This window comes from Myroides phaeus, from assembly GCF_009799805.1.
In the GTDB taxonomy this organism is placed as follows: Bacteria; Bacteroidota; Bacteroidia; order Flavobacteriales; family Flavobacteriaceae; genus Flavobacterium; species Flavobacterium phaeum_A.
The window spans coordinates 2031134-2052978 of the sequence record NZ_CP047050.1 but is presented as its reverse complement, the minus strand read 5'-3'; the positions used below and the strand labels follow the sequence as shown (position 1 = coordinate 2052978).

The window sequence follows — 21845 nt, the reverse complement described above, 5'->3', positions numbered from 1 at the left end:
TTATACTCGCAAAGATAGATAATATTGTTTCGTATTATAAGTTATAAATGGTAAAATGCCGTATTTTTATAGGCAAATTGTAATTATGAATTTCTTAGCACACATTTATCTATCGGGAGAAGACGAGTTTTTAAAAATTGGAAACTTTGTTGCAGATAGTGTGCGTGGTAAGAATTATTTGGATTACCCTACTCGCATTCAACAGGGAATTATACTGCATCGGGAAATAGACACCTATACAGATGCACATCCTATTTGGCGAACGAGTAAAAAACTATTAGTTCCGCGATATAACCATTACGCCGCTGTTATTGTAGATATGTATTACGACCATTTTTTAGCTAAAAACTGGCACCTATTCTCTGCAATACCACTGCCTGAATATGCTGCTACTTTTTACAAGTCGCTACAAGACAACTTTGAGGTGCTTCCTGAGCGAGTACAGAAGTTTTTACATATTATGGTAGATGAAAATTGGTTGGTAAAATACAGTAGTATCGAAGGATTAAAATACATATTAACGCAAATGGATCGACGAACAAAAAACGTTTCTAAGATGCAGTTTGCAACAGAAGAATTGCTATTACATTACACTATATTAGAAGAACACTTTTTGTCATTTATGACAGCCTTACAAGAGCATTTAGTATCGTTTGAAAAAACAGATCGCTTTTTATTGAAATAGATCAGCAAACACTGCTTTTTTTATAAAAGTTATTTCAATTTGTACTTTACAAAAGTTGTCTTTTACACTATTTTTGCACTATGAAAATTATTAATCTACCAAAAATAAAGTATTACGCTAACCAAGTTTTTAAATATTCAGAGGGAATATTATTCTTCCTAAAGTCTATCTTAAACAACAGGCAATTTTTATACCTTTCCTGTGTGTTAGTAGGAGCATCTTCAGCAATTGCGGTTATTATACTTAAGTATTTTGCCCACTCTGTTTTTCGCTTCACTTCTTATATTGATAGTTTATCTCACCTACCGTACACCAACAGTATCTTGCCTATCATCGGTATCTTGCTAACGGTTTTTATCGTTAATAAATTCTTGAATGGTTCGATTGAAAAAGGGACTTATCAGATTATGATTGCGGTAGCTAAGAAGTCGGGAATTATGCCCCGCAAACAAATGTACTCACAGATTATTACCAGTTCACTTACCGTTGGTATGGGAGGTTCACTGGGATTGGAGTCGCCTATTGCGATTACTGGTGCGGCATTTGGTTCTAATTATGCTCAAAACTACAAGCTAAATTATAAAGATAGAATACTCTTATTAGGGTGTGGGGTGGCCGCAGGGGTTTCTGCTGCCTTCAATGCACCTATTGCTGGGGTATTGTTTGCTATTGAAATCATCTTGGTAGATATTTCTGTTTCGGCTTTTATTCCAATTATGATTTCAGCTGCAACGGGTACGATTGTTTCTAACCTAATCATTAAAGAAGACATCTTATTATCGTTTAAACACCAATTGATGTTTGACACTGGTAATACGGCGTACTATGTATTGTTGGGAATCTTATCTGGTCTTTTTTGTGTGTATCACGCGAGAATGTTTAGAAAAACAGAACACTTCATTTCAAGTTTTGCTGGTAGTATATACAAGAAAGCACTATTAGGAGCCTCGCTTTTAGCTGTTTTAATCTTCTTATTCCCTACGCTATTTGGAGAGGGATATGAGAGCATTAAAATCTTGACAAGTGAGTCGCCTCAAGATATATTAAACAATACATTGTTAGCTAAATTCTCATCTAACCAATGGGTATTAGTACTTTTTGTATTAGGAGCAGCTTTAGTGAAAACCTTTGCCGCTGGTTTAACAATGGGTAGTGGTGGTAATGGAGGTAACTTTGCTCCTTCTCTATTTGTAGGGTCTTACTTAGGGTTCGCTTTGTCTAAGATGTTACAAATCGTAGGGTTAAAAGAAATACCAGTGCAAAACTTTACCGTAGTAGGTATGGCGGGAGTTATTAGTGGACTATTCCACGCTCCGTTAACGGGTATTTTCTTAATTGCTGAAATTACGGGAGGGTACGGATTAATGGTTCCCCTATTAATCGTATCGTCAATAAGCTTTGCAATTTCTAAGCAAATGGAGAAATACTCAATGGATATTAAGTCGATTGCTAATTCTGGAATGGTGTTTACATCAGACAAGGATTCGAATATCTTATCTACTATTGTGGCGCAAGATTACATTAAAAAAGAGATAAAAACGATTACATTAAACAATACCACAGCTGATGTGGTTAACTTGTTTTCAAATACGGATCAAACATTTATTCCGGTATTAGATGATGACGAAAAAATACTGGGAATTATCAATTTAAACCACGTTAGAGGAATTATTTTTAGCAACTTCCACACGAAGTTTACTCCGTTAAAAGATTTGATTGAAAGCCCGATTACAGTGTCTTATAACGATTCAACTAAAATTATAATGCAAATATTTGAAACTAATAACCTTGATTTTGTATTAGTTCAATACCATAAGAAGTATGTTGGGTATATTATTAAGTCTGACTTATTGGAGGCTTATCGTAAAAATCTAAAGTCATTACTGATTGATTAAAATAAAAAAGGCTCCTAAATAGATATGCCCCAAAAAGTTAGACACTTTTTGGGGCATTTTTTATGAGTAGAAAACAGAAATACAATTTTGAATTTAAGTTACGTTTAGTAACTATTATTTTGGAAGGGAAAGACAGTATGAAGGGACTTTCTCGATCAGAAAAAATCAGTGAGTTTAACCTTTATTTTTGGTTTAAACTATATGAAGTTTATGGAGAACAAGGATTACGTGGAATCTCCCAAAACAAATTCACTATAGAAGAAAAAGTTCATATTATTCAGGAGCATCAAAATAGTGATTTATCTTTGACAGATACCTGTGTTAGATATAGAATCTCAAATCCTTCTGTCTTATTCCAATGGATAAGAAAATTTAAAAGTGAGGGATTTAAAGGTTTAGAAGATAATCGGGGTGTACATTTAAAGAAAAATAAAACAATTACCTCAATGACAAAGAAAAGCGCTATTCCTGGAATCAAAAGTTCAATGACTGATTTAGAAAAATTGAAAATTGAAAATGAATATTTACGTGCAGAAATTGCTTATCTAAAAAAGTTGGAAGCCTTGGCTCAAAGCAAACAAGCCAAAAAGAAAAAGCCGTAATAGTTACGGAGCTAAGGCGCGATCATAATTTAAAACATCTACTACACTTAGCTGGGCTAGCTCGTAGTTGTTATTACTACCATACAAAGAGTGTTTCTTTTTTGGACAAACATGTGAATTTAGTCAAACATGTAGTTGATCTCTATAATAAACACAAAGGATTGTATGGATATAGACGTATTGCATTGGCTCTTAGAAAAGAGTTAGGAATACCTGTAAACTTTAAAACTATCGCTAAGATAATGAGGGAATTAAATCTTAAAAGTATAATTCGAGCTAAGAAATACAAATCTTTTAAAGGAGATGTTGGTAAAGCAGCAGAGAATATACTTCAACGAAATTTTAAAGCTACAGAGCCTCATCAAAAGTGGGCTACTGATGTAACAGAATTCAATGTAAAAGGTAATAAATTATACTTATCTCCAATTATTGATCTGTTTAATGGAGAAATAATTAGTTATAATTTATCAACTTCTCCAAACTTTAAACAAACCCTTGATATGCTTAATAAAGCTTTTAGAAGAAGGAAAAAAGATAAAGTAACTAGTATTAAGACCATACTGCATTCTGACCAAGGTTGGCAATATAGAATGAAGAAGTATCAAAATAAATTAAAACAAAATCAGATTATACAAAGTATGTCTAGAAAAGGAAACTGTCTGGATAATGCTATAATCGAAAATTTCTTTGGAGTTTTGAAGTCAGAGTTATTTTATTTAAAGAAATATAATTCTATATTGGAATTAACCAACGAAATAAAAGAGTATATCAAATATTATAATAACGAGCGAATTCGAATTAATTTAAATGGAATGAGCCCGGTAGAATACCGAGCTCATTATATTAAAAAGATCGCATAACTTCGTCCAACTTTTTGGGGTCAGTCCAAAATAGGAGCCTTTTTTTAATGTAAATTATGTCTTTTTTAGTTTCTTACTTAATGAAATAGAACAACAAAACAACAAAACCAATCCCTTATAAGTAGCCAGCTCAAAAGAAATTAAAATAAAAAATCTATTTCAGAAAACAAATAACATAATTGTGTTGAACTACTTTGCCTTCGTAATTCTTGTACAAATATAGGCCTTTAAACTACCTATAAAATATACAACAGTTCCTTTTAACATAATGTATCCTTTTTAGATACTGAGGTATGTGCCTCCTTTTTTTCTTAAAACCTTCCAAAAAAACTATATCTCAAGCAATTATTTGTTAAATATAGAACAACCTTTCACTTACAATTATTACTTTTACAGAAGCAGTCTCTAAAAAATGCGCTCATTCAAGCTTACTGATTTTAAAACTAAGCGTTATGATTTTTACAACTTGTAATTGCAATCCTAATACTATCAACTAAATAGCCTTATTGTTTATTTTTATGGATAACAGTATTACTTTCTCTTTCAGCTTTTTGTAAATATTTTTTAAAGAATAGCTATATGATAATAAAAACAACAAAAGTAAATGCACAATAAATTCGTTAAAGAGTTACTGAAACAAAATGAAAGCTCTCAGTCTTTTTTAGACAAACGTAGAATTGAAAAATATACAGATATTCTATTTCACTTCCTTTTTCAATTGGAAGACAAGAAATATTTATCTGAAGAAGCTTTAAATATTAGGTTGTCAACTTTAAAGATTGAACTTATCTCTATTCTTTTTAACATCAACAACGATGTTGAGAAGTCAGAGAGAATTGCTGATGACTTCTTTGAAGCATTGCCAGAAATATTCTTTACTTTACAGTCTGACGCTAAGGCTATTTTGGAAAATGACCCTGCTGCTACTTGTTTGCAAGAGGTTTATATTGCTTATCCTGGCTTCTATGCAATTGCTATTTATAGATTTGCAAACCAGCTTCAGAAGCAAAAAGTGAAATTACTTCCACGTATTTGGACAGAGCACGCGCATAGTAAAACAGGAATTGATATTCACCCTGCTGCTACGATTGGTGCAAGCTTCTGTATTGACCACGGAACAGGTATTGTAATTGGTGAAACTTGTGTGATTGGTACTAACGTAAAAATCTACCAAGGTGTTACTTTAGGTGCTATTTCTGTGTCAAAAGACAAAGCAAATACAAGAAGACATCCTCATTTAGAGGATAATGTTATTATCTACTCTGGAGCTACAATTCTTGGAGGAGATACTGTAATCGGACACGACACCGTAATTGGTGGTAATGTTTGGTTGACAAAAAGTGTAAAACCACATTCAGTTATATATAGTAAGAGTAAAAGTTACTCTAAAGATCAAGATTACCCCGAACCAATCAACTTTGTAATATAACTATTAATTAAATTAATGAAAAAATGAAAGTAAACAATGTATTAGAAGCTATTGGGAACACGCCTCACATCAAAATTAATAAGCTATTCCCTAAAGACATTAATGTTTGGATTAAATTAGAAAAACAGAATCCTGGAGGAAGCTTAAAAGATCGTATTGCATTAGCTATGATTGAAGATGCTGAAGCAAAAGGAATTATCAATAAAGATACAGTTATTATTGAACCTACTTCTGGTAATACGGGTGTTGGTCTTGCTATGGTTTGTGCGGTTAAAGGATACAAATTAATCTTGGTTATGCCAGAGTCAATGAGTATTGAACGTAGAAAGCTAATGGCTGCTTATGGAGCTAAGTTTGTTCTTACACCTAAAGAATTAGGAACAGCTGGTGCTGTATCTAAAGCTACTGAAATGGCTGAGGAGATGGACAACGCTTGGGTACCTCAACAGTTTAATAATATGTCTAACCCTGAAGTTCACAAAAGAACTACGGCACAAGAGATTATCAACGACTTCCCTGAAGGACTTGACTATTTAATCACTGGTGTAGGTACAGGTGGACATATTACAGGGGTTGCTGAAGTGTTAAAAGAGAAATTCCCTAACTTAAAGGTATTTGCAGTAGAACCTCTAAACTCTCCTGTTTTAAGTGGTGGTAAACCTGGTCCTCACCCGTTACAAGGTATTGGTGCTGGTTTTATTCCGAAAGTGGTAAACACTGCTCTTTTTGACGGAATCATCACAATAGAGAAAAATGAAGCTTACCAATACACAAACAGAATTGCAAGTGAAGAGGGAATCTTAGCGGGTATTTCTACAGGGACTTCATTAGCGGCTATTGCTAAGGAATTACCGAATATGAAACCGGGAGCTACGGTTCTAACGTTTAACTATGACACGGGTGAAAGATACTGGTCAGTTAGCGACTTGTTTGACGAAAAAGCTGCTGAAATAAAATAATATAGATAAAGCTACCTAAGTGATTAGGTAGCTTTTTTGTTTTTACAAATATGTATGCTTCACTCATTACTATCCCCCTCTTCAATTCATCACAATTTACTCATAAAAATTCGCTCATACCCCTTCACTAAAGGCTTAACGCTTTATTTGCATTTACAAATTGAACTATTATCAATTTAAATCGTACTTTTGCTTTTCATAACAGAAAATTTTATAAAGACATGCTTAGAAGATCTTTTCTTATTGCAGGACTTGCTTTTACAGCTTTAACTGCTTGTAAATCGGTACCACAAGGTACAGTTTCTACATCAGCAAACGCATTAAACAATATTGAAGTAAACGGAAAACTTTATTCTGCTGTTTTTCAACAAAATGCAGCTGAATACCAAGCTTTATGCGCACAAGCTTTCAATATCGCTACTTTACAGTTAGACCGTATTTTAGAAGAAAAACACAGCAAACCAATTGCAATTGTAACTGATATCGACGAAACTTTCTTAGATAACTCTCCTTATGCTGTACAAATGGCAAGAGAAGGTAAATCTTATGACCAAGCTTCTTGGACTGAGTGGACTAAAAAAGGAGATGCTATTCCATTGTTAGGTAGCCAAGAGTTCTTTAACTATGCTGCTTCTAAAGGTGTTGAAGTTTTCTACATCACAAACAGAAACCAAAATGACAAACCAGGTACTATGAAAAACTTGGTTAAATATAACTACCCTTATGCTGATGATGCTCACGTAATTGTGAGAACTGCTGAGTCAAGCAAAGAAACAAGACGTCAAAAATTAAGCGAAACTCACGAAATCGTAATGCTTTTAGGAGATAACCTTTCTGATTTCTCAACTGCTTTTGACAAAAAAACACAAGAAGAACGCTCTCAAAACGTAAAGTCTAACCAAGAGTTATTTGGTAAAAAGTTCATCGTTCTTCCAAACACTGGTTATGGTGATTGGGAAGCTGCTTTATTCCAATACCGCAAAGATTTGACTAAAGAGCAAAAAGACGAAATCTATAACAATAGCGTAAAAGGATTTTAATAAAACACAATTATAACTAATAAACACTTTTTAAACATGAAAAAATTAGTAGCTATTTGCTCTATCTTCGCTTTAGTAATCGGAACTGCTTCTTGTAATAGTGATGATAATAATAAAATTAGACCTGAAGGAAATATAGAAGGAACTTGGTATGCTGATCAAGTTATTTACAGTTTCAATGGTGATAATTTTAGTAGAAGTTTTATGGAATTAAGAGGAACTGATGCTGTTTCTGAAACTGATAAAATTGTTATTAAAGAAAACAAAGTTACTCTTTTTGAACATAAAATTATAGAGGGTAAAGAAACTCAAACAACTGGTACTATTGATGGAAAATTAATGACTTTTGAAAAGTATAAAGATAACCCTCGTACAATAATTACAGGTAATGACAAGGAGTTAAAATTACAATATAACTTTACTGCAAAAGAAGGAAAAGCTCCAATGATTGTTTCATATTCAAGAGTTAAACCTGTTTTTGTTCCTAAAAATAAATAGTAATTAATAATATTACTATAAATACATATAAGCCCTATAATCTAATTATAGGGCTTTTTTTATGCTTCACTCTGCCATTTACAATTGACAGGCAAACCATTTCCACTAACTGATAAATAAAACCAATCAGTTGCTCTAAATACACAAATAAGCCAACTTCTCTTCTTCAATTGTTACTCTTTTTCTATTTACCCCCTAAAAAATGAGTAACCTACATTTTAAAAAAGAACAAAAAGATGAAGTAACCCCACTTTTTTATAAAAATGATTCAACTTTTTTCTTATCTCAGAAACTTGTGAAACACGCAAAAAAGCTCTACTTCAAAACAATTTATTCAGTTCACTTTTCATTATTAGTAAAAAAGGAAAACTAAGATAATGTGATAGTTATGTAGAAAGACACTAAATAAGACACTTTACAACTACTCACTAAAACACCGACTACAAACTCCTTTTACCCCTACTTTGTCCTACAAACATTAAGCTACTGCTTATTATCAATAATGTAAAATTTATCATTTTATTAAGGTTTGTAATTTCATTTTATTCAAAAATATGTATATTGAAACCCGTTAATCAGCAAAAAAACATAATGAAACCAATTAAAAAAATTAAGCCAAAACCAATTACTTTATTCCAATCGCTAATACCAATGGTATTGTTGATGATCCTACTTGCTATCAACGTTTTTGTATTTGAAGACGAAGCTTTAGCGGGAACCAATCAGTTCGTACTACTTATTGGGGGACTTATTGCTATTGGTGTTGGACTATACAATAAAGTTGACTACGAAGACATCATCAAAAAGATTACTAAAAACGTACGTGAAACTACACGTGCTATCTATATCCTACTTTTAGTAGGTGCTTTATCTGGAACGTGGTTGCTAAGTGGGGTTATCCCAACAATGATTTACGACGGTCTACAAATATTAGAACCTCAAATCTTCTTACCTGCTTGTGTTATTATCTGTTCAATTATTTCATTGGCTACTGGTAGTTCGTGGACTACTTCTGCTACGGTGGGTATTGCCTTAGTAGGTATCGGAAATACAATGGGTATTCCGGTGGGAATGATTGGTGGAGCTGTATTGTCTGGAGCTTATTTCGGAGATAAACTATCGCCTCTATCTGATACTACAAACTTAGCGTCTGCTATGGCGGGAACCGATTTGTTTACTCACATCAAGTATATGTTATACACTACGTTGCCAACGTATATCTTAACCTTGATCATTTTTATTATTATTAGTTTCAATATTGACATTGCAGATAATATTGATATTACATCTACTTTGAGTGCTATTGACTCTACTTTTAATATCTCTCCTTGGTTGTTTGCTGTGCCTATTATCGTAATCGGTGCCATCTTAAAAAAGATCAAACCTATCTTAGCTTTGTTGTTAGGAACACTTTTAGGAGCTTTATTCGCTTTGTTCTTCCAACCAGAAATTGTAGCTGTAGTGGGACAAGGGCAACAATTAAACGCTTACACTGCTTATAGAGGGATTATGAATGCCATTACAACAGACATCGCAATTCTTTCACCTATGGAGAGCTTAAACAGTCTTTTTGAAGCAGGGGGAATGAAAAGTATGTTAAACACAGTGTGGTTAATCATCTGTGCTATGTTCTTTGGTGGAGCTATGGAAGCAATTGGTGCTTTAAAGAAAATCACTTTAAGTTTATTGAGCATTGCTAAGTCGATGTTTGGACTATTCGCAAGTACAATGGCGAGCTGTGTGATTGTAAACTTAACTGCTTCTGAGCAATACTTATCTATTGTAGTTCCTGGTAAAATGTTTACAAAAGCCTACAAAGAAAGAGGCTTAGCACCAGAAAACTTGAGTAGAGCATTAGAAGATTCGGGAACAGTAACTTCTGTTTTAATTCCTTGGAATACTTGTGGGGCTTACCACTCAGGGGTATTGGGAATTGATACTTTTGCGTATGCGCCTTATGCTTTCTTCAACATTATTACGCCTTTTGTATCTTTAGCTTACGTAGCGTTGGATATCAAAATACGTCGTTTATTTACTCCTAAAGTAGCTTAATTAGCTACTTCTAACATAACGAAAACTCCTAAGGTTGCCCTGATAAAACGGCACTTTAGGAGTTTTTTTATGTCCTCGTATCAAACACAATGCTCTTATTAATAGCTGTTGTACACTCTTAAAAGCCACAACAACATACCCTTAGTAGTCTTACAAATCACTATAACACGAGTTTGACCACGCTATAAATGTGGGGTTAATCAATGTAAACAATCTGCTATACCTCTTAGAAATAAGCATAAAAAAAGACCGTTTGCATATACAAACGGTCTTTTTATGGTTTATATCAACCCTTGGACTATCTTGAGTAGTTAGGTGCTGATTTCGTAATTGTAATATTGTGAGGGTGACTTTCTCCAATTCCCGAAGCTGTTAATTGAACAAAACGAGCTACCTCTTGTAAAGTAGGAATATCCTTAGCCCCACAGTATCCCATTCCGGCTCTTAAACCTCCGATAAACTGTAACATACTTTCGTTTAATTCCCCTTTGTAAGGTACACGTCCTTCAATTCCTTCTGGAACTAATTTCTTAACGTCATCTTCTACATCTTGGAAATAACGGTCTTTAGATCCTTGTTTCATTGCTGCAACTGATCCCATACCTCTATAAGCTTTGAACTTTCTTCCTTCAAAGATGATAGTTTCACCTGGAGATTCTTTCGTACCTGCCAACATTGAACCTAACATAACACAGTCTGCCCCAGCTCCAATAGCTTTAGGAATATCTCCTGTGTAACGTAGTCCACCATCACCAATAACAGGAATACCTGTTCCTTTTAATGCAGCTGCCACTTCCATAATTGCTGAGAATTGTGGGAATCCTACACCTGCTACAACACGTGTAGTACAGATAGATCCAGGTCCAATACCTACTTTCACAGCATCTGCTCCGTTCTCTACTAAGAATAAAGCTGCTTCTGGAGTAGCAATGTTACCTACAACCACGTCAATTTCTGGGAATGCGTTTTTAACTGCTTTTAATACACCAACAACACCTTGTGAGTGTCCGTGTGCTGTATCGATAATTAATGCGTCAACACCTGCCTTAACAAGTAATGAAGCTCTATCTACTGCGTCTGCTGTAACTCCTAAAGCGGCAGCAACACGTAAACGACCAAATTTATCTTTATTTGCGTTTGGTTTTAATGTAAGTTTAGTGATATCACGGAAAGTGATAAGACCAACTAATTTGTAATCAGCATTGACTACTGGAAGTTTTTCAATCTTAGCTTCTTGAAGAATTTCTTCTGCTTGTTGTAATGTAGTACCTTCAGCAGCAGTTACTAAATTCTCTGTTGTCATAACCTCTGTAATAGGACGGCTGTTTACTTTTTCAAAACGCATGTCTCTATTTGTGATGATACCTTTTAAAATACCTTTATCATCAACAATTGGAATACCTCCGATGCTGTATTCAGCCATCGCTTTTTTAGCATCCCCTACAGTTGCTTCTAACGAAAGAGTAACAGGATCTATAATCATTCCTGATTCTGCTCTTTTTACTTTGCGAACTTCTTTTGCTTGCTCCTCAGCTGTCATGTTTTTGTGGATTACACCAATCCCTCCTTCACGAGCCATAGCAATAGCCATATCGCTTTCCGTTACTGTATCCATCGCTGCAGATACAATTGGAACATTTAAAGTAATGTTTTTAGAAAATTTAGTTTTTAAGCTTACTTCCCTTGGTAAGATTTCCGAATAATTAGGAACTAATAAGACGTCATCGTAAGTTAATCCTTGACCGATGATTTTAGCTGTGTGTGCTTTCATGTGCAATTGTAGTTGAATTGCACGCAAATTTAGCTTTTTTCTACAAACTAAAAAAATCTAATGATAAAAATTAAATATTTTTAACGCTTCATTATAAGAACTCTCAAATGACATCGCACTTAAATTAGTGTCAACCTTGTTTGCTGTGAAGTAACTTAGCATCTTCTCAGTAGGCATATTTCCTGTTAAATCGTCTTTTGCCATCGGACATCCTCCATACCCTTTTATAGCCCCATCAAAGCGAATACAACCTGCTTTATAGGCTGCATCTACTTTTTCAAACCAACTATCTGCTGTGGTATGTAAGTGTGCTCCAAACTCAATATCTGGGTATGCTTTAATTAAATTGCTATATAAATAGTCGATTACCTCTGGTGTAGAACTACCCACAGTATCTGAAAGCGAAAGAATCTTCACTCCCATTTTTGCCAACTTCTCTGTCCAATTACCCACAATATCAACATCCCAAGGGTCTCCATACGGATTACCAAAGCCCATTGATAAATAAGCTACTACCTCTTTGTTTGACTTTGTTGCTATATTTAATATCTCATCTAAAGTAACAATTGACTCGGCAATAGTTTTATGTGTGTTACGCATCTGAAAGTTCTCCGAAATAGAGAAAGGAAAACCTAAGTATTGTATTTCCTTGTGTTCTGCTGCTTGCTCTGCTCCTCTTGTGTTGGCAATAATAGCCAATAACTTACTCTCCGTTTTAGACAAATCTAATTGACTTAAAACCTCAACAGTATCTTGCATTTGAGGAATTGCCTTAGGCGATACAAAACTTCCAAAGTCAATCGTATCAAATCCCACGCGAAGTAAGGATTGGATATACTGAACTTTTTTCTCAGTCGGAATAAACATTTTAATGCCTTGCATAGCATCGCGAGGACATTCTATTATTTTTACGGTTGGCTTCATAGTGTTTCAAATATATAAGAAAAGCATTGAATTCACAAAATGAAATATTTGAATTTTACAGCCTAATGAATAACGACTTATTTCATTGATACAATGCATTATAACCAAAAAAAAAGCTCCTTACTCATCAAGTAAGAAGCTTTTCTATCTATTTTTATTTTTAGCTCAACAGTAAAAAAATACCTAAACCGCTAAAAACCACTATCTGTAACCATTTCAAAAACAGATTAACCATTTTGTTATCCCTCATATAATCTGTTAGCTGTGCGGCTATACTGCAAATTATGAAGAAAATCACAAGGGCCTCCGTAATAAACACACCTCCTAAGACTAATACTTGGTGTTTTACACTTCCTGCTGCTTCTGATATAAACCCTGGAAATAATGCTAAAAAGAACATCATTACCTTCGGATTTAGGATATTCATCAATAATCCCTTTTTCATAAAACCGACTACGGTCTTATCGTTCTTTCCTGTTTGATTTTCCTCAATAACGATGGCGTTCTCTTCTTGAAAAACCTTATAAGACAACCAAAATAAGTACAACGCTCCAAATAACTTAACTCCCTTAAAGATGAGTTCAGATTGAATGATCAAAGCGGAGATACCAAAAGCAAACAATGACAAGTGAAACATTAACCCGCCCATTTGTCCGATTACCACGGCATATCCGTACTTTTTCCCTCTCGTTATACTTTGTGACACTACGTATAGTAAGTCAGGTCCTGGTGTAATAATTAATAAAAAACAAGTAATAAAAAAAGTATAAAGTACTTCAGTTGACATAGTTTCAATTAATATTTAGAAAGAATCTCTTCGTTTATTTTTTTGATTAATCCTGGTCCTTCATAAATAAATCCAGAATATAATTGAATCAAGCTCGCACCTGCTTCTAATTTTTCGATTGCATCCTCTGGTGAGTGAATACCTCCTACTCCAATAATAGGGAATGCTTTATTACTTTTTTCAGATAAGAAACGAATAACCTCTGTACTGCGTTTAGTCAATGGTTTTCCACTTAATCCTCCTGTTTCTTCTTTGTATGGCGAAACCAACCCTTTTCTCTCAATTGTAGTATTTGTTGCAATTACTCCCGCAATCTTCGTTTCTGCTATAATATCAATGATATCTAACAACTGCTCATCTGTCAAATCTGGAGCAATCTTTAATAGAATAGGCTTTGGTTTGTCTTTTTGTGCATTCTTTGTTTGCAACGCATTCAACAATGCCGTAAGTGGCTCTTTATCTTGCAACGCACGTAAATTAGGTGTATTTGGCGAACTCACATTCACTACAAAATAATCTACATACGGAAACAACGCGTCATAACAAATGTTGTAATCGTCAATTGCATTCTCATTAGGTGTTACCTTATTCTTACCGATATTACCTCCAATAAGAGTGCCCTTGTTCTTTTTCAAACGTTGAACTGCTTCTTCAACACCACCGTTATTAAATCCCATTCTGTTAATTAATCCGTGGTCTTCTTTCAAGCGAAACAAGCGTTTTTTAGGATTACCAGGTTGTGCTTTGGGAGTTAATGTACCAATCTCAATAAATCCGAATCCGAAATTCTCCAATTCACTGTATAATTTCGCATCTTTGTCTAATCCAGCTGCTAACCCTACTGGGTTTTTAAACTTTAATCCAAAAACTTCTCTTTCAAGACGGGGATCATTAATTTGACAATTAGCTCGAATTAGAGCAGAAACTCCAGGAATCTTATTGACTAATTTTAAAGTACTAAAGGTAAAATGGTGTACTTTTTCCGGGTCAAACCTAAAAAAGATAGGCTTTATAAAGCTTTTATACATAGCCGATTACTTGTGTAGTTGTGTGTTTAAATTTTTGCAAAGGTATGCTTTTTACTCCTTATTTCATACCTCCATTTCACTACATTTTGAACCAATTTATCAAACGGTTAATTTGATGAGATTTTTATATTTAAATCCAATATAAATAAGACAGATTCTCAGCAATCTCACACTTTGTTTCGTAAATTGTGGGGAAATAAAAAAGAACATATCTTATGTTACCACTGCAATATCAACAATTCAATGATGAATTAGCGAAACAAATTGACTCTAATCGAATTATTACCAACCCTATACAACTTTTAGCGTATGGTACGGATGCGAGTTTTTATCGCTTAATTCCTAAAGTCGTAGTTCAAATTCACAATGAGAAGGAAGCAATTGCAACACTACAAACGGCTGCTAAATATCAATTACCTGTAACTTATCGCGCTGCTGGAACGAGTTTATCTGGTCAGGCAATTAGCGACTCTATTTTAATGGTGGCTACGCATAAATGGAAAGGCTACGAAATATTTGACCAAGGACTAAAAGCAAAGTTCCAACCGGGAATTATCGGTGGACGTGCAAATATCATCTTAGCACCGTATGGCCGTAAGATTGGTCCGGACCCTGGTTCTATCAACGCAGCTATGATTGGGGGAATTGCAGCTAATAATGCCAGTGGTATGTGCTGTGGTACATCGCAAAACTCATACAACACCATTGCTGATATCCGCATTGTGTTTTATGACGGAACTGTTTTGGATACTGCGGATGAGGATAGTAAACGTGCTTTTCAAGCGAAACACCCTGAGATATTAAGAGAAATCGGTTTCCTTAGAGACAACATCAAAAATGACGATGTACTTTATGACCGTATCAAACGCAAGTTTAAAATAAAGAATACAACCGGATATAGCATCAACTCTTTCATTGATTATGAAGACCCTTTTGACATCATCAAACACTTGATGATTGGTTCGGAAGGTACGTTGGCGTTTATTTCTGATATTACTTATAATACCGTAATCAACTACAAGCACAAAGCGTGTACGTTGATGATTTTTGAAACTATCGAAAAAGCGTGTCAAGCTGTGCCTTTCTTAAAGAAAAGTCCGGTTGCAGCTGTTGAATTATTAGACAGAAATAGTATTCGTTCTATTGAAGACGAGCCAGAAGCTCCTGACTATTTCAAAACACTTCCAGAGTCGGTTTGTATCCTTCTTGTTGAGGCACAAGCAGAAAACGATGAGGAAATGCAGTCAAAACAAGCACAAATTAGAGAGGCTATCGCCACTACTCCTACTTATAAACCATTCGAATTTACGTCTGAACCTAAGCAATATGCCTTCAATTGGAAAGCCAGAAACGGACTACTTCCTACAACTGGTGCATTGCGTAAAACGGGGACAACGTGTATTATTGAAGACGTTGCTTTCCCGGTTGAGAAACTGGCTGATGCTTGTATCGCTATGAAAGCCTTGTTTGCCAAACTGAACTACCACGATGCTGTGCTTTTCGGACACGCCTTAGAGGGTAACTTACACTTAGTGTTCTCTCAGGATTTCTCTACAACAGAGGAAGTAAGCCGTTATGCACAATTGATGGATGAATTGGTTGAAATTGTGGTTGACCAGTTCGATGGTTCTCTAAAAGCAGAACACGGAACGGGTAGAAATATGGCGCCTTTTGTGGAAAAAGAATGGGGAGAACAAGCCTATAAAGTGATGTTGAAAGTGAAAAACATCTTTGACCCGCATAACTTGGTTAACCCAGGAGTGATTATCAACACAAATCCTCATATTCACTTGGAGAACTTTAAACCATCTCCTGCTACAAACGAAATCGTAGATAAGTGTATCGAGTGTGGATTCTGTGAGTCGCACTGTGTGTCTGAGGGACTAACGCTTTCACCAAGACAGCGTATTGTAATTGGTAGAGAAATTGCTCGTCTTAAAAACACGGGGGAAGATGCTACGATGTTAGAAAGTTTAGTTAGCAATGCACAGTACTATTCAGACGAAACTTGTGCTACTGACGGTTTGTGTGCTTTAGCGTGTCCGGTTAAAATCGACACAGGTAAGTACATCAAAGATGTTCGTAAAGCATCGTTAACGCCTAAAAACAGAAAAGACGCAGAGTATTACGTTGATAATATGGACCGCTTTACGGCTTTAGGGCGTACGGGATTAAAAACAGTGCGTTTCTTCCAAAACGTATTGGGTAATAAAAATATGTACAATATATCTGCTGGAATCAGAAAGATATCTAATAATAAAGTACCACAGTGGAACGTGGCAATGCCAACGGGTACAAAGAAAACAATTAAGGAAACAGTGGTTAATCCTAACCAAGACCTGAAAGTTGTGTACTTCCCTTCTTGTATCAACAGAACAATGGGTAAATCAAAAGATTACCCTAAAGACGATGTGGACTTGACAGAGAAAACAATCCAACTTTTAGAAAGAGCAGGATACACAATTATCTATCCGGAGAATTTAAACAACCAATGTTGTGGAATGCCATTCAGCAGTAAAGGGTTTAAAGAAGAAGGATACAAGAAGTCGAGCGACTTAGAACAGGCGTTGTTGAAAGCATCTGAAAACGGAAAATACCCTGTGTTGTTTGATATGAGTCCTTGTTTCTATACTTTCTACGAATCTCATAAAGGGGGACAACTAAAAATGTATGACCCTATTGAGTTTATGTTAGACTTCATTATGCCAATCTTACCAGTGAAGAACCCAAGAAAGGAAATATCAGTATTCCCAGTGTGTTCTGTAAAGAAAGTAGGCTTAGAAGGCAAGTTGTTAGAACTTACCAAAATGTGTGCTGAAAAGGTAAACTACATCGATAGCAACTGTTGTGGTTTTGCTGGAGATAGAGGGTTTACATTCCCTGAGCTAAACAAACACGGAAACAGACATCTGAAAGAACAGATACCAAGTAGCTGTAAAGACGGATTCTCTACCAGTCGTACGTGTGAAATAGGACTAACGGAATACGGAGACGTAAACTTTAAGTCTATTTTCTATCTTATCGACGAAGTAACGAAATAACAATATTTACATATATTCACAAAAAGGGCAGTGTATCCAATGATTCACTGCCCTTTTTGGTTTTATACAACTGCCTTCACAATCAAGTACAAAAACACCCTATCCGTTTTTATGACGAACATACGTCAATCGCGTACGACCGTTATCCAGTACATCTTCTCTTTCTAAAATCATATTGTTTGCCTGAGAAACCTTTATAGAAGCTATATTCTCTTGGTACATACGACAAACAACTTTCACCCCGTTTAACTCGTTAAACACCTTGTGAATTAAGATAGCACATATTTCTTTCCCCAACCCTTTATTCCAATAGTTACAATCCATTATATACCCCAATTCGTATTCATTTGCAAAAGACTCATAGTTATAAATACCTGCTTCTCCTATTATAGAAGACGTAACAATATCCGTTACCACAAATAACTTTCTGTCCGATTTAGGCGAAAATCTATCCATCACATCTTCTCTCGTTATAGTCCCCTTTTTAAAAGGAATAAATCTCATATTTTCTTCCTTATTATATAAGTTTTCGAAAAACACTACATCCTCAGTTGGATTAAAATCTCTCAACAATATATTTCTCATAGTTGGTTTAAATCAGACTACAATATAAAGATTACAGCATAATAAAACTATAAAAACAAAAACGGCAACATAATTATACTCCAAGAAAAAAGGCAGCCTATCTACTGATACACTGCCTTTTCGTATTTAAAATAACCTAAATTTATTCATATAACCTCTTATACGCTGTGCTAATAGCGTTGCTTATATCAGAAGCAAGCAAACTGTAAGGGTGAATACTTTCAACCGCACAATCCCCTGCTAATCCGTGTAAGTAAACGCCTACAATAGCCGCATCTTCTGCAGCATACCCTTGTCCTAACAACGAAGTTATAATTCCCGTTAACGTATCACCAGAACCCGCCGTTGCCATTCCCCAGTTACCTGTCGAGTTAAAGTACACCTCCTCACTTGGCGTTACCACCATCGTATGGGCACCTTTCACTACAAAAACAAGGTTGTGTTTTTTAGCCATCGTTTTCACCTTTTCAATCTTGTCAAAATCGCTGTCCCACGTTCCAATCAAACGAGAAAGCTCCTTTTCGTGGGGAGTCAAAATAGTTTGAGCTGGAACCTTATCCAAGCATTTTTGCTCACTGATAATGTTTAAGCCATCTGCGTCAATCACCATCTTAACCTCTTTAGCGCCCTTTAAAAAGGCAACAAACCCTTTCGCCGTTTCCTTACTCGTTCCTAATCCGCAACCAACCCCTACTGCATCGTAATTTGATACATCAGGAAAGTTTACCAATTGCTTTTCATCCTCACCAACCAAACACATAACCTCAGGAATAGCTGTTTGCATTGTTGTATATCCACAACCTGGTAGATAAGCAGTTACCAAGCCACTTCCCGACTTCATTGCCGCTTTAGACGCTAACACCATCGCTCCAATCTTACCAAAACTACCTCCCATTACTAAGGCGTGTCCAAAACACCCTTTGTGGTCAAACTTACTTCCTTTTTTCAGCTTGCTCTTTACCCTTTCTTTATCTACAAAATAGCTCGTAGTTTCTGCCTTAGCAATAGCATCTGCATCCAAGTTTATGTCCACTACCTCAAACTCCTTCACATACTCCTTAGACTCGGGCAATAGCAGCGACAGCTTAGGCAACTGAAACGTATAAACAATATTAGCTTTGAAAACATTGGCCGTTTTTGGCGTAATCTCATCAGCAAATAATCCAGAAGGCATATCAATAGACACGCGGTCATAGCACTTCTCTTCATTGATAAGTGTAAAAAAGTCGTTCCATTCATCGCCTAAAACCTCAGACAACCCAATGCCAAACATCGCATCAATAACAATGTCGTCTGGCTTAATCTTAATCTTCGTTTTAGGTGTAAACTTCTCAACGGCAATATCTCTTTCTTCTAATAAATCTTGATTCTGCACACTTTCTGGCGTGTACTTTTTGGCTTGTAACAAGTAAACGCGTACAAAAGCCCCTCCTTCTTTCAAAAGACGTGCAAGTGCTAATCCATCTCCCCCATTATTCCCCTTGCCACATAGAATAACAAAAGAAGTTTGGTACAATTTATAACGGTCTTTCAACTTGTCAAAAACCTTCGTTGAAGCACGCTCCATTAACTTAAAAGAGGAGATATATTGACTTGCTAAAGTTTCCTTATCAATAGCAAGAACTTGTTTCGAATTTAAAATTTTCATGGTGGTCAATTAATTTGTTGTTTTAATAGAAACTAAAGATAGCAAATTGTCTATTGCAAAAACATACAGTAGCAAGAAACGCGAATATATTAACACAAAATAGAAACCCTTAAAAAGCATTAGCAATGTCTTTTCTAACTTTTAGTATCTTTGGATTATCAGAATTGGTTTTCAGAATGAAATTATATATAAAAAACATGGTGTGTGAGCGATGTAAAATGGCAGTAGAAAACCTATTGCTATCCACTCAATATACCCCTATAAAAGTTGAACTTGGCGAAGTAGAAATCAAAGAAGATCTGACACCCTCGCAAATGGATAGTTTAACTGAAAAACTACAAAGTTTAGGCTTTGAAATATTAGACAATCAAAAGAGCAAAACGGTTGATAAAATTAAAACCGTATTGATTGAGTTAGTACAAAATCACAATGCTTATTTAGAAACCCCTTTATCGGTTTATATCACAGATAAGATTGGACAAGATTACCAAAGTTTAAGCCAGTTATTCTCTCAGTTAGAATCAACAACCATAGAGCAATACTTCATCTGCTTAAAAATTGAGAAGGTAAAAGAACTCTTGGTTTACGACGAACTGACATTAAAAGAAATCACTTTCTTATTGCACTATAGCAGTGTAGCCCACCTGAGCAAACAGTTTAAAAAGGTAACAGGATTAACTCCTACTCACTTTAAAACTACGGGATCACAAAGACGAAAAGTGATTGATAAATTATAGTATACTATTTACTTTTAAGAAAGACTTTATCTCTACCCCCTATATGCATCCATCTAAAATGCTTTATTGTCACATTGAAGAATTTAGCAGAAACTTTTGTCTTTCTATCTTAAAAGCAATTACTTATAACTAAGTAATATGTTTCGAAAACCTTTAAAACAGGATTAGAGAAGTAGTATGAACATAGTTAAACCAATGAGTTAGGTTAGTAATAGCTACTTGAGTTTAGTATATTTAAATTATACATTCTATATAAATAATCAGCTAAGTCATCTTCCTTTTTAATACTGGATATAAGTTAAATAGCATTCTCATTACAGACTTCTTTCATACTTGTTTCACATAAATACCACACAAGTACCACACACCTTCGGTAAAAAGGGCTTTTTTCCGAGCCTCTGTGGTACTTGTGTGGTAGATGTCTCGAACATGGTCCGTTTAAAACTACTCTTTTCTATCTTCTTTATTGCAAGCATTACATTTTAAATCTTCGCATATTTTATTTTTCATATAAAAGAAATGTTTACACTCCCTCCACATCTATTATGCCTGTTCTTTAATCACAGATCAGTATAAAACACAAAAAAAGCCTGCAATCTTCCTTGCAGGCTCTTATCTAATTATCACAAAAAATCTATTATTCTATTGTTTTTTGAAGCGAGGTAATTTGTTTTCAACCTATACGGCAAACAAAACCCTAACTTTTACTTAGTGCAACTTACAGTCGCTCTTCTAAGTTCTTTTTAACGTGGTTAAACCACTCTTCTCTTAAAATACTAAGTATTACCGTATCTCTGCGCGAACCATCGTTAATGATAATCTCTTTGCGCAACACACCTTCTTGTACTGCACCTAAGCGTTTCATTGCCCCGATACTTCTTTCATTTCTGGCATCAGCGCGAAACTCTACGCGTTCCATCTCCATAAACTCAAAAGCGTATTTCAACAGTAAATACTTACAATGCACATTAATTCCAGTACCCTGTGTTTGCTTGCTATACCACGTATAACCGATTAGCAAACTCTTTTGTTTCTGATTAATACCGTAAAAACGAGTAGAACCAACGTATTTCTCTTTTTCTAAATCAAATACAATAAACGGAAGTGATGTACCTTTATCCCGTTCATCTAACGCGTATTGGATGTAATCTTTAATCCCTTGTTCGCCAACCAACGGGGTGTGAGCATACTTCCAAATATCCGTTTCATTAACGGCATATTCGAGTAAGTCTTCCCAATTGTATTGCTCCAACGGTTTTAAAAGAACACGTTCGTCTGTTAATACAATATTTTTCATCAAAGTA

At 35.1% G+C, this 21845-nt stretch carries 18 protein-coding genes; 11 read left to right on the top strand and 7 right to left on the bottom strand.

Translation table 11 applies throughout. The features are described from left to right. Positions 1-85 precede the first annotated feature (85 nt). From GQS07_RS09180 to nhaC, 9 genes are all read left to right on the top strand, one after another. Positions 86-685 (top strand): ACP phosphodiesterase, encoded by a 600-nt coding sequence (locus tag GQS07_RS09180; protein ID WP_158210531.1) that lies wholly within the window; start codon positions 86-88, stop codon positions 683-685. Between the two features lie 80 nt (positions 686-765). Then, a complete protein-coding gene (locus tag GQS07_RS09175; protein ID WP_158210530.1) occupies positions 766-2580 on the top strand; it encodes a chloride channel protein in 1815 nt (604 codons plus the stop codon). Positions 2581-2642: 62 nt separating this feature from the next. Next, on the top strand, positions 2643-3182 hold the full coding sequence (locus GQS07_RS09170) for a transposase (protein ID WP_158210529.1): 540 nt from the start codon (positions 2643-2645) through the stop codon (positions 3180-3182). After that, positions 3101-4042 (top strand): IS3 family transposase, encoded by a 942-nt coding sequence (locus tag GQS07_RS09165; protein WP_158211357.1) that lies wholly within the window; start codon positions 3101-3103, stop codon positions 4040-4042. Before GQS07_RS09170 ends, GQS07_RS09165 begins: the two co-directional genes overlap by 82 nt. Before the next feature lie 604 nt (positions 4043-4646). Then, positions 4647-5471 (top strand): serine O-acetyltransferase, encoded by an 825-nt coding sequence (locus tag GQS07_RS09160; protein WP_158210528.1) that lies wholly within the window; start codon positions 4647-4649, stop codon positions 5469-5471. A 23-nt stretch (positions 5472-5494) separates the two neighbouring features. Continuing rightward, entirely contained in the window at positions 5495-6430 is a 936-nt protein-coding gene (gene cysK / locus GQS07_RS09155) for a cysteine synthase A (protein WP_158210527.1), read from the top strand. A gap of 221 nt (positions 6431-6651) precedes the next feature. After that, positions 6652-7470 (top strand): 5'-nucleotidase, lipoprotein e(P4) family, encoded by an 819-nt coding sequence (locus GQS07_RS09150; RefSeq protein WP_158210526.1) that lies wholly within the window; start codon positions 6652-6654, stop codon positions 7468-7470. Between the two features lie 36 nt (positions 7471-7506). Further along, entirely contained in the window at positions 7507-7968 is a 462-nt protein-coding gene (locus GQS07_RS09145; protein ID WP_158210525.1) for a hypothetical protein, read from the top strand. A 591-nt stretch (positions 7969-8559) separates the two neighbouring features. Next, positions 8560-10020, top strand: coding sequence for a Na+/H+ antiporter NhaC (nhaC, locus tag GQS07_RS09140; protein ID WP_158210524.1), 1461 nt, complete (start codon positions 8560-8562; stop codon positions 10018-10020). Between the two features lie 298 nt (positions 10021-10318). Here the strand turns inward: nhaC and guaB are convergent, their stop codons facing one another. The 4 genes from guaB to GQS07_RS09120 all read right to left on the bottom strand — a co-directional run bounded on the left by guaB (position 10319) and on the right by GQS07_RS09120 (position 14530). Further along, positions 10319-11791, bottom strand: coding sequence for an IMP dehydrogenase (gene guaB, locus GQS07_RS09135; RefSeq protein ID WP_158210523.1), 1473 nt, complete (start codon positions 11789-11791; stop codon positions 10319-10321). A 57-nt stretch (positions 11792-11848) separates the two neighbouring features. Then, on the bottom strand, positions 11849-12715 hold the full coding sequence (locus GQS07_RS09130; protein ID WP_090406927.1) for a hydroxymethylglutaryl-CoA lyase: 867 nt from the start codon (positions 12713-12715) through the stop codon (positions 11849-11851). A gap of 160 nt (positions 12716-12875) precedes the next feature. Continuing rightward, positions 12876-13502, bottom strand: coding sequence for a LysE family translocator (locus GQS07_RS09125; protein WP_158210522.1), 627 nt, complete (start codon positions 13500-13502; stop codon positions 12876-12878). A gap of 8 nt (positions 13503-13510) precedes the next feature. Then, the gene (locus tag GQS07_RS09120) at positions 13511-14530 is read right to left on the bottom strand and encodes a quinone-dependent dihydroorotate dehydrogenase (protein WP_158210521.1); all 1020 of its coding nucleotides are present in this window, start codon (positions 14528-14530) and stop codon (positions 13511-13513) included. 215 nt (positions 14531-14745) lie between these two features. On the opposite strand from GQS07_RS09120, the gene GQS07_RS09115 reads away from it, so the two are divergent. Next, the gene (locus GQS07_RS09115) at positions 14746-17571 is read left to right on the top strand and encodes an FAD-binding and (Fe-S)-binding domain-containing protein (RefSeq protein WP_158210520.1); all 2826 of its coding nucleotides are present in this window, start codon (positions 14746-14748) and stop codon (positions 17569-17571) included. 99 nt (positions 17572-17670) lie between these two features. On the opposite strand, the gene GQS07_RS09110 is transcribed toward GQS07_RS09115, so the two are convergent. Together GQS07_RS09110 and GQS07_RS09105 are read right to left on the bottom strand one after the other, a co-directional pair. After that, a complete protein-coding gene (locus GQS07_RS09110) occupies positions 17671-18156 on the bottom strand; it encodes a GNAT family N-acetyltransferase (protein WP_158210519.1) in 486 nt (161 codons plus the stop codon). A 142-nt stretch (positions 18157-18298) separates the two neighbouring features. Beyond that, positions 18299-19804, bottom strand: coding sequence for an NAD(P)H-hydrate dehydratase (locus GQS07_RS09105; RefSeq protein WP_158210518.1), 1506 nt, complete (start codon positions 19802-19804; stop codon positions 18299-18301). Positions 19805-19980: 176 nt separating this feature from the next. Here GQS07_RS09105 and GQS07_RS09100 point away from each other — a divergent pair, with 176 nt between their 5' ends. Further along, complete coding sequence (locus GQS07_RS09100; RefSeq protein ID WP_158211356.1) at positions 19981-20541, top strand: helix-turn-helix domain-containing protein; 561 nt, start codon at positions 19981-19983, stop codon at positions 20539-20541. A gap of 718 nt (positions 20542-21259) precedes the next feature. Here GQS07_RS09100 and GQS07_RS09095 read toward each other — a convergent pair. Further along, positions 21260-21838: a GNAT family N-acetyltransferase gene (locus tag GQS07_RS09095; RefSeq protein WP_158210517.1), complete on the bottom strand. Its 579-nt coding sequence runs from the start codon at positions 21836-21838 to the stop codon at positions 21260-21262. Between the last annotated feature and the right edge of the window lie 7 nt (positions 21839-21845).

Coding starts and splice junctions, on each gene's coding strand:
- GQS07_RS09180 (WP_158210531.1), top strand. CDS start 86: ATGAATTTCTTAGCACACATTTATCTATCGGGAGAAGACGAGTTTTTA.
- GQS07_RS09175 (WP_158210530.1), top strand. CDS start 766: ATGAAAATTATTAATCTACCAAAAATAAAGTATTACGCTAACCAAGTT.
- GQS07_RS09170 (WP_158210529.1), top strand. CDS start 2,643: ATGAGTAGAAAACAGAAATACAATTTTGAATTTAAGTTACGTTTAGTA.
- GQS07_RS09160 (WP_158210528.1), top strand. CDS start 4,647: ATGCACAATAAATTCGTTAAAGAGTTACTGAAACAAAATGAAAGCTCT.
- cysK (WP_158210527.1), top strand. CDS start 5,495: ATGAAAGTAAACAATGTATTAGAAGCTATTGGGAACACGCCTCACATC.
- GQS07_RS09150 (WP_158210526.1), top strand. CDS start 6,652: ATGCTTAGAAGATCTTTTCTTATTGCAGGACTTGCTTTTACAGCTTTA.
- GQS07_RS09145 (WP_158210525.1), top strand. CDS start 7,507: ATGAAAAAATTAGTAGCTATTTGCTCTATCTTCGCTTTAGTAATCGGA.
- nhaC (WP_158210524.1), top strand. CDS start 8,560: ATGAAACCAATTAAAAAAATTAAGCCAAAACCAATTACTTTATTCCAA.
- guaB (WP_158210523.1), bottom strand. CDS start 11,791: ATGAAAGCACACACAGCTAAAATCATCGGTCAAGGATTAACTTACGAT.
- GQS07_RS09130 (WP_090406927.1), bottom strand. CDS start 12,715: ATGAAGCCAACCGTAAAAATAATAGAATGTCCTCGCGATGCTATGCAA.
- GQS07_RS09125 (WP_158210522.1), bottom strand. CDS start 13,502: ATGTCAACTGAAGTACTTTATACTTTTTTTATTACTTGTTTTTTATTA.
- GQS07_RS09120 (WP_158210521.1), bottom strand. CDS start 14,530: ATGTATAAAAGCTTTATAAAGCCTATCTTTTTTAGGTTTGACCCGGAA.
- GQS07_RS09115 (WP_158210520.1), top strand. CDS start 14,746: ATGTTACCACTGCAATATCAACAATTCAATGATGAATTAGCGAAACAA.
- GQS07_RS09110 (WP_158210519.1), bottom strand. CDS start 18,156: ATGAGAAATATATTGTTGAGAGATTTTAATCCAACTGAGGATGTAGTG.
- GQS07_RS09105 (WP_158210518.1), bottom strand. CDS start 19,804: ATGAAAATTTTAAATTCGAAACAAGTTCTTGCTATTGATAAGGAAACT.
- GQS07_RS09100 (WP_158211356.1), top strand. CDS start 19,981: ATGAAATTATATATAAAAAACATGGTGTGTGAGCGATGTAAAATGGCA.
- GQS07_RS09095 (WP_158210517.1), bottom strand. CDS start 21,838: ATGAAAAATATTGTATTAACAGACGAACGTGTTCTTTTAAAACCGTTG.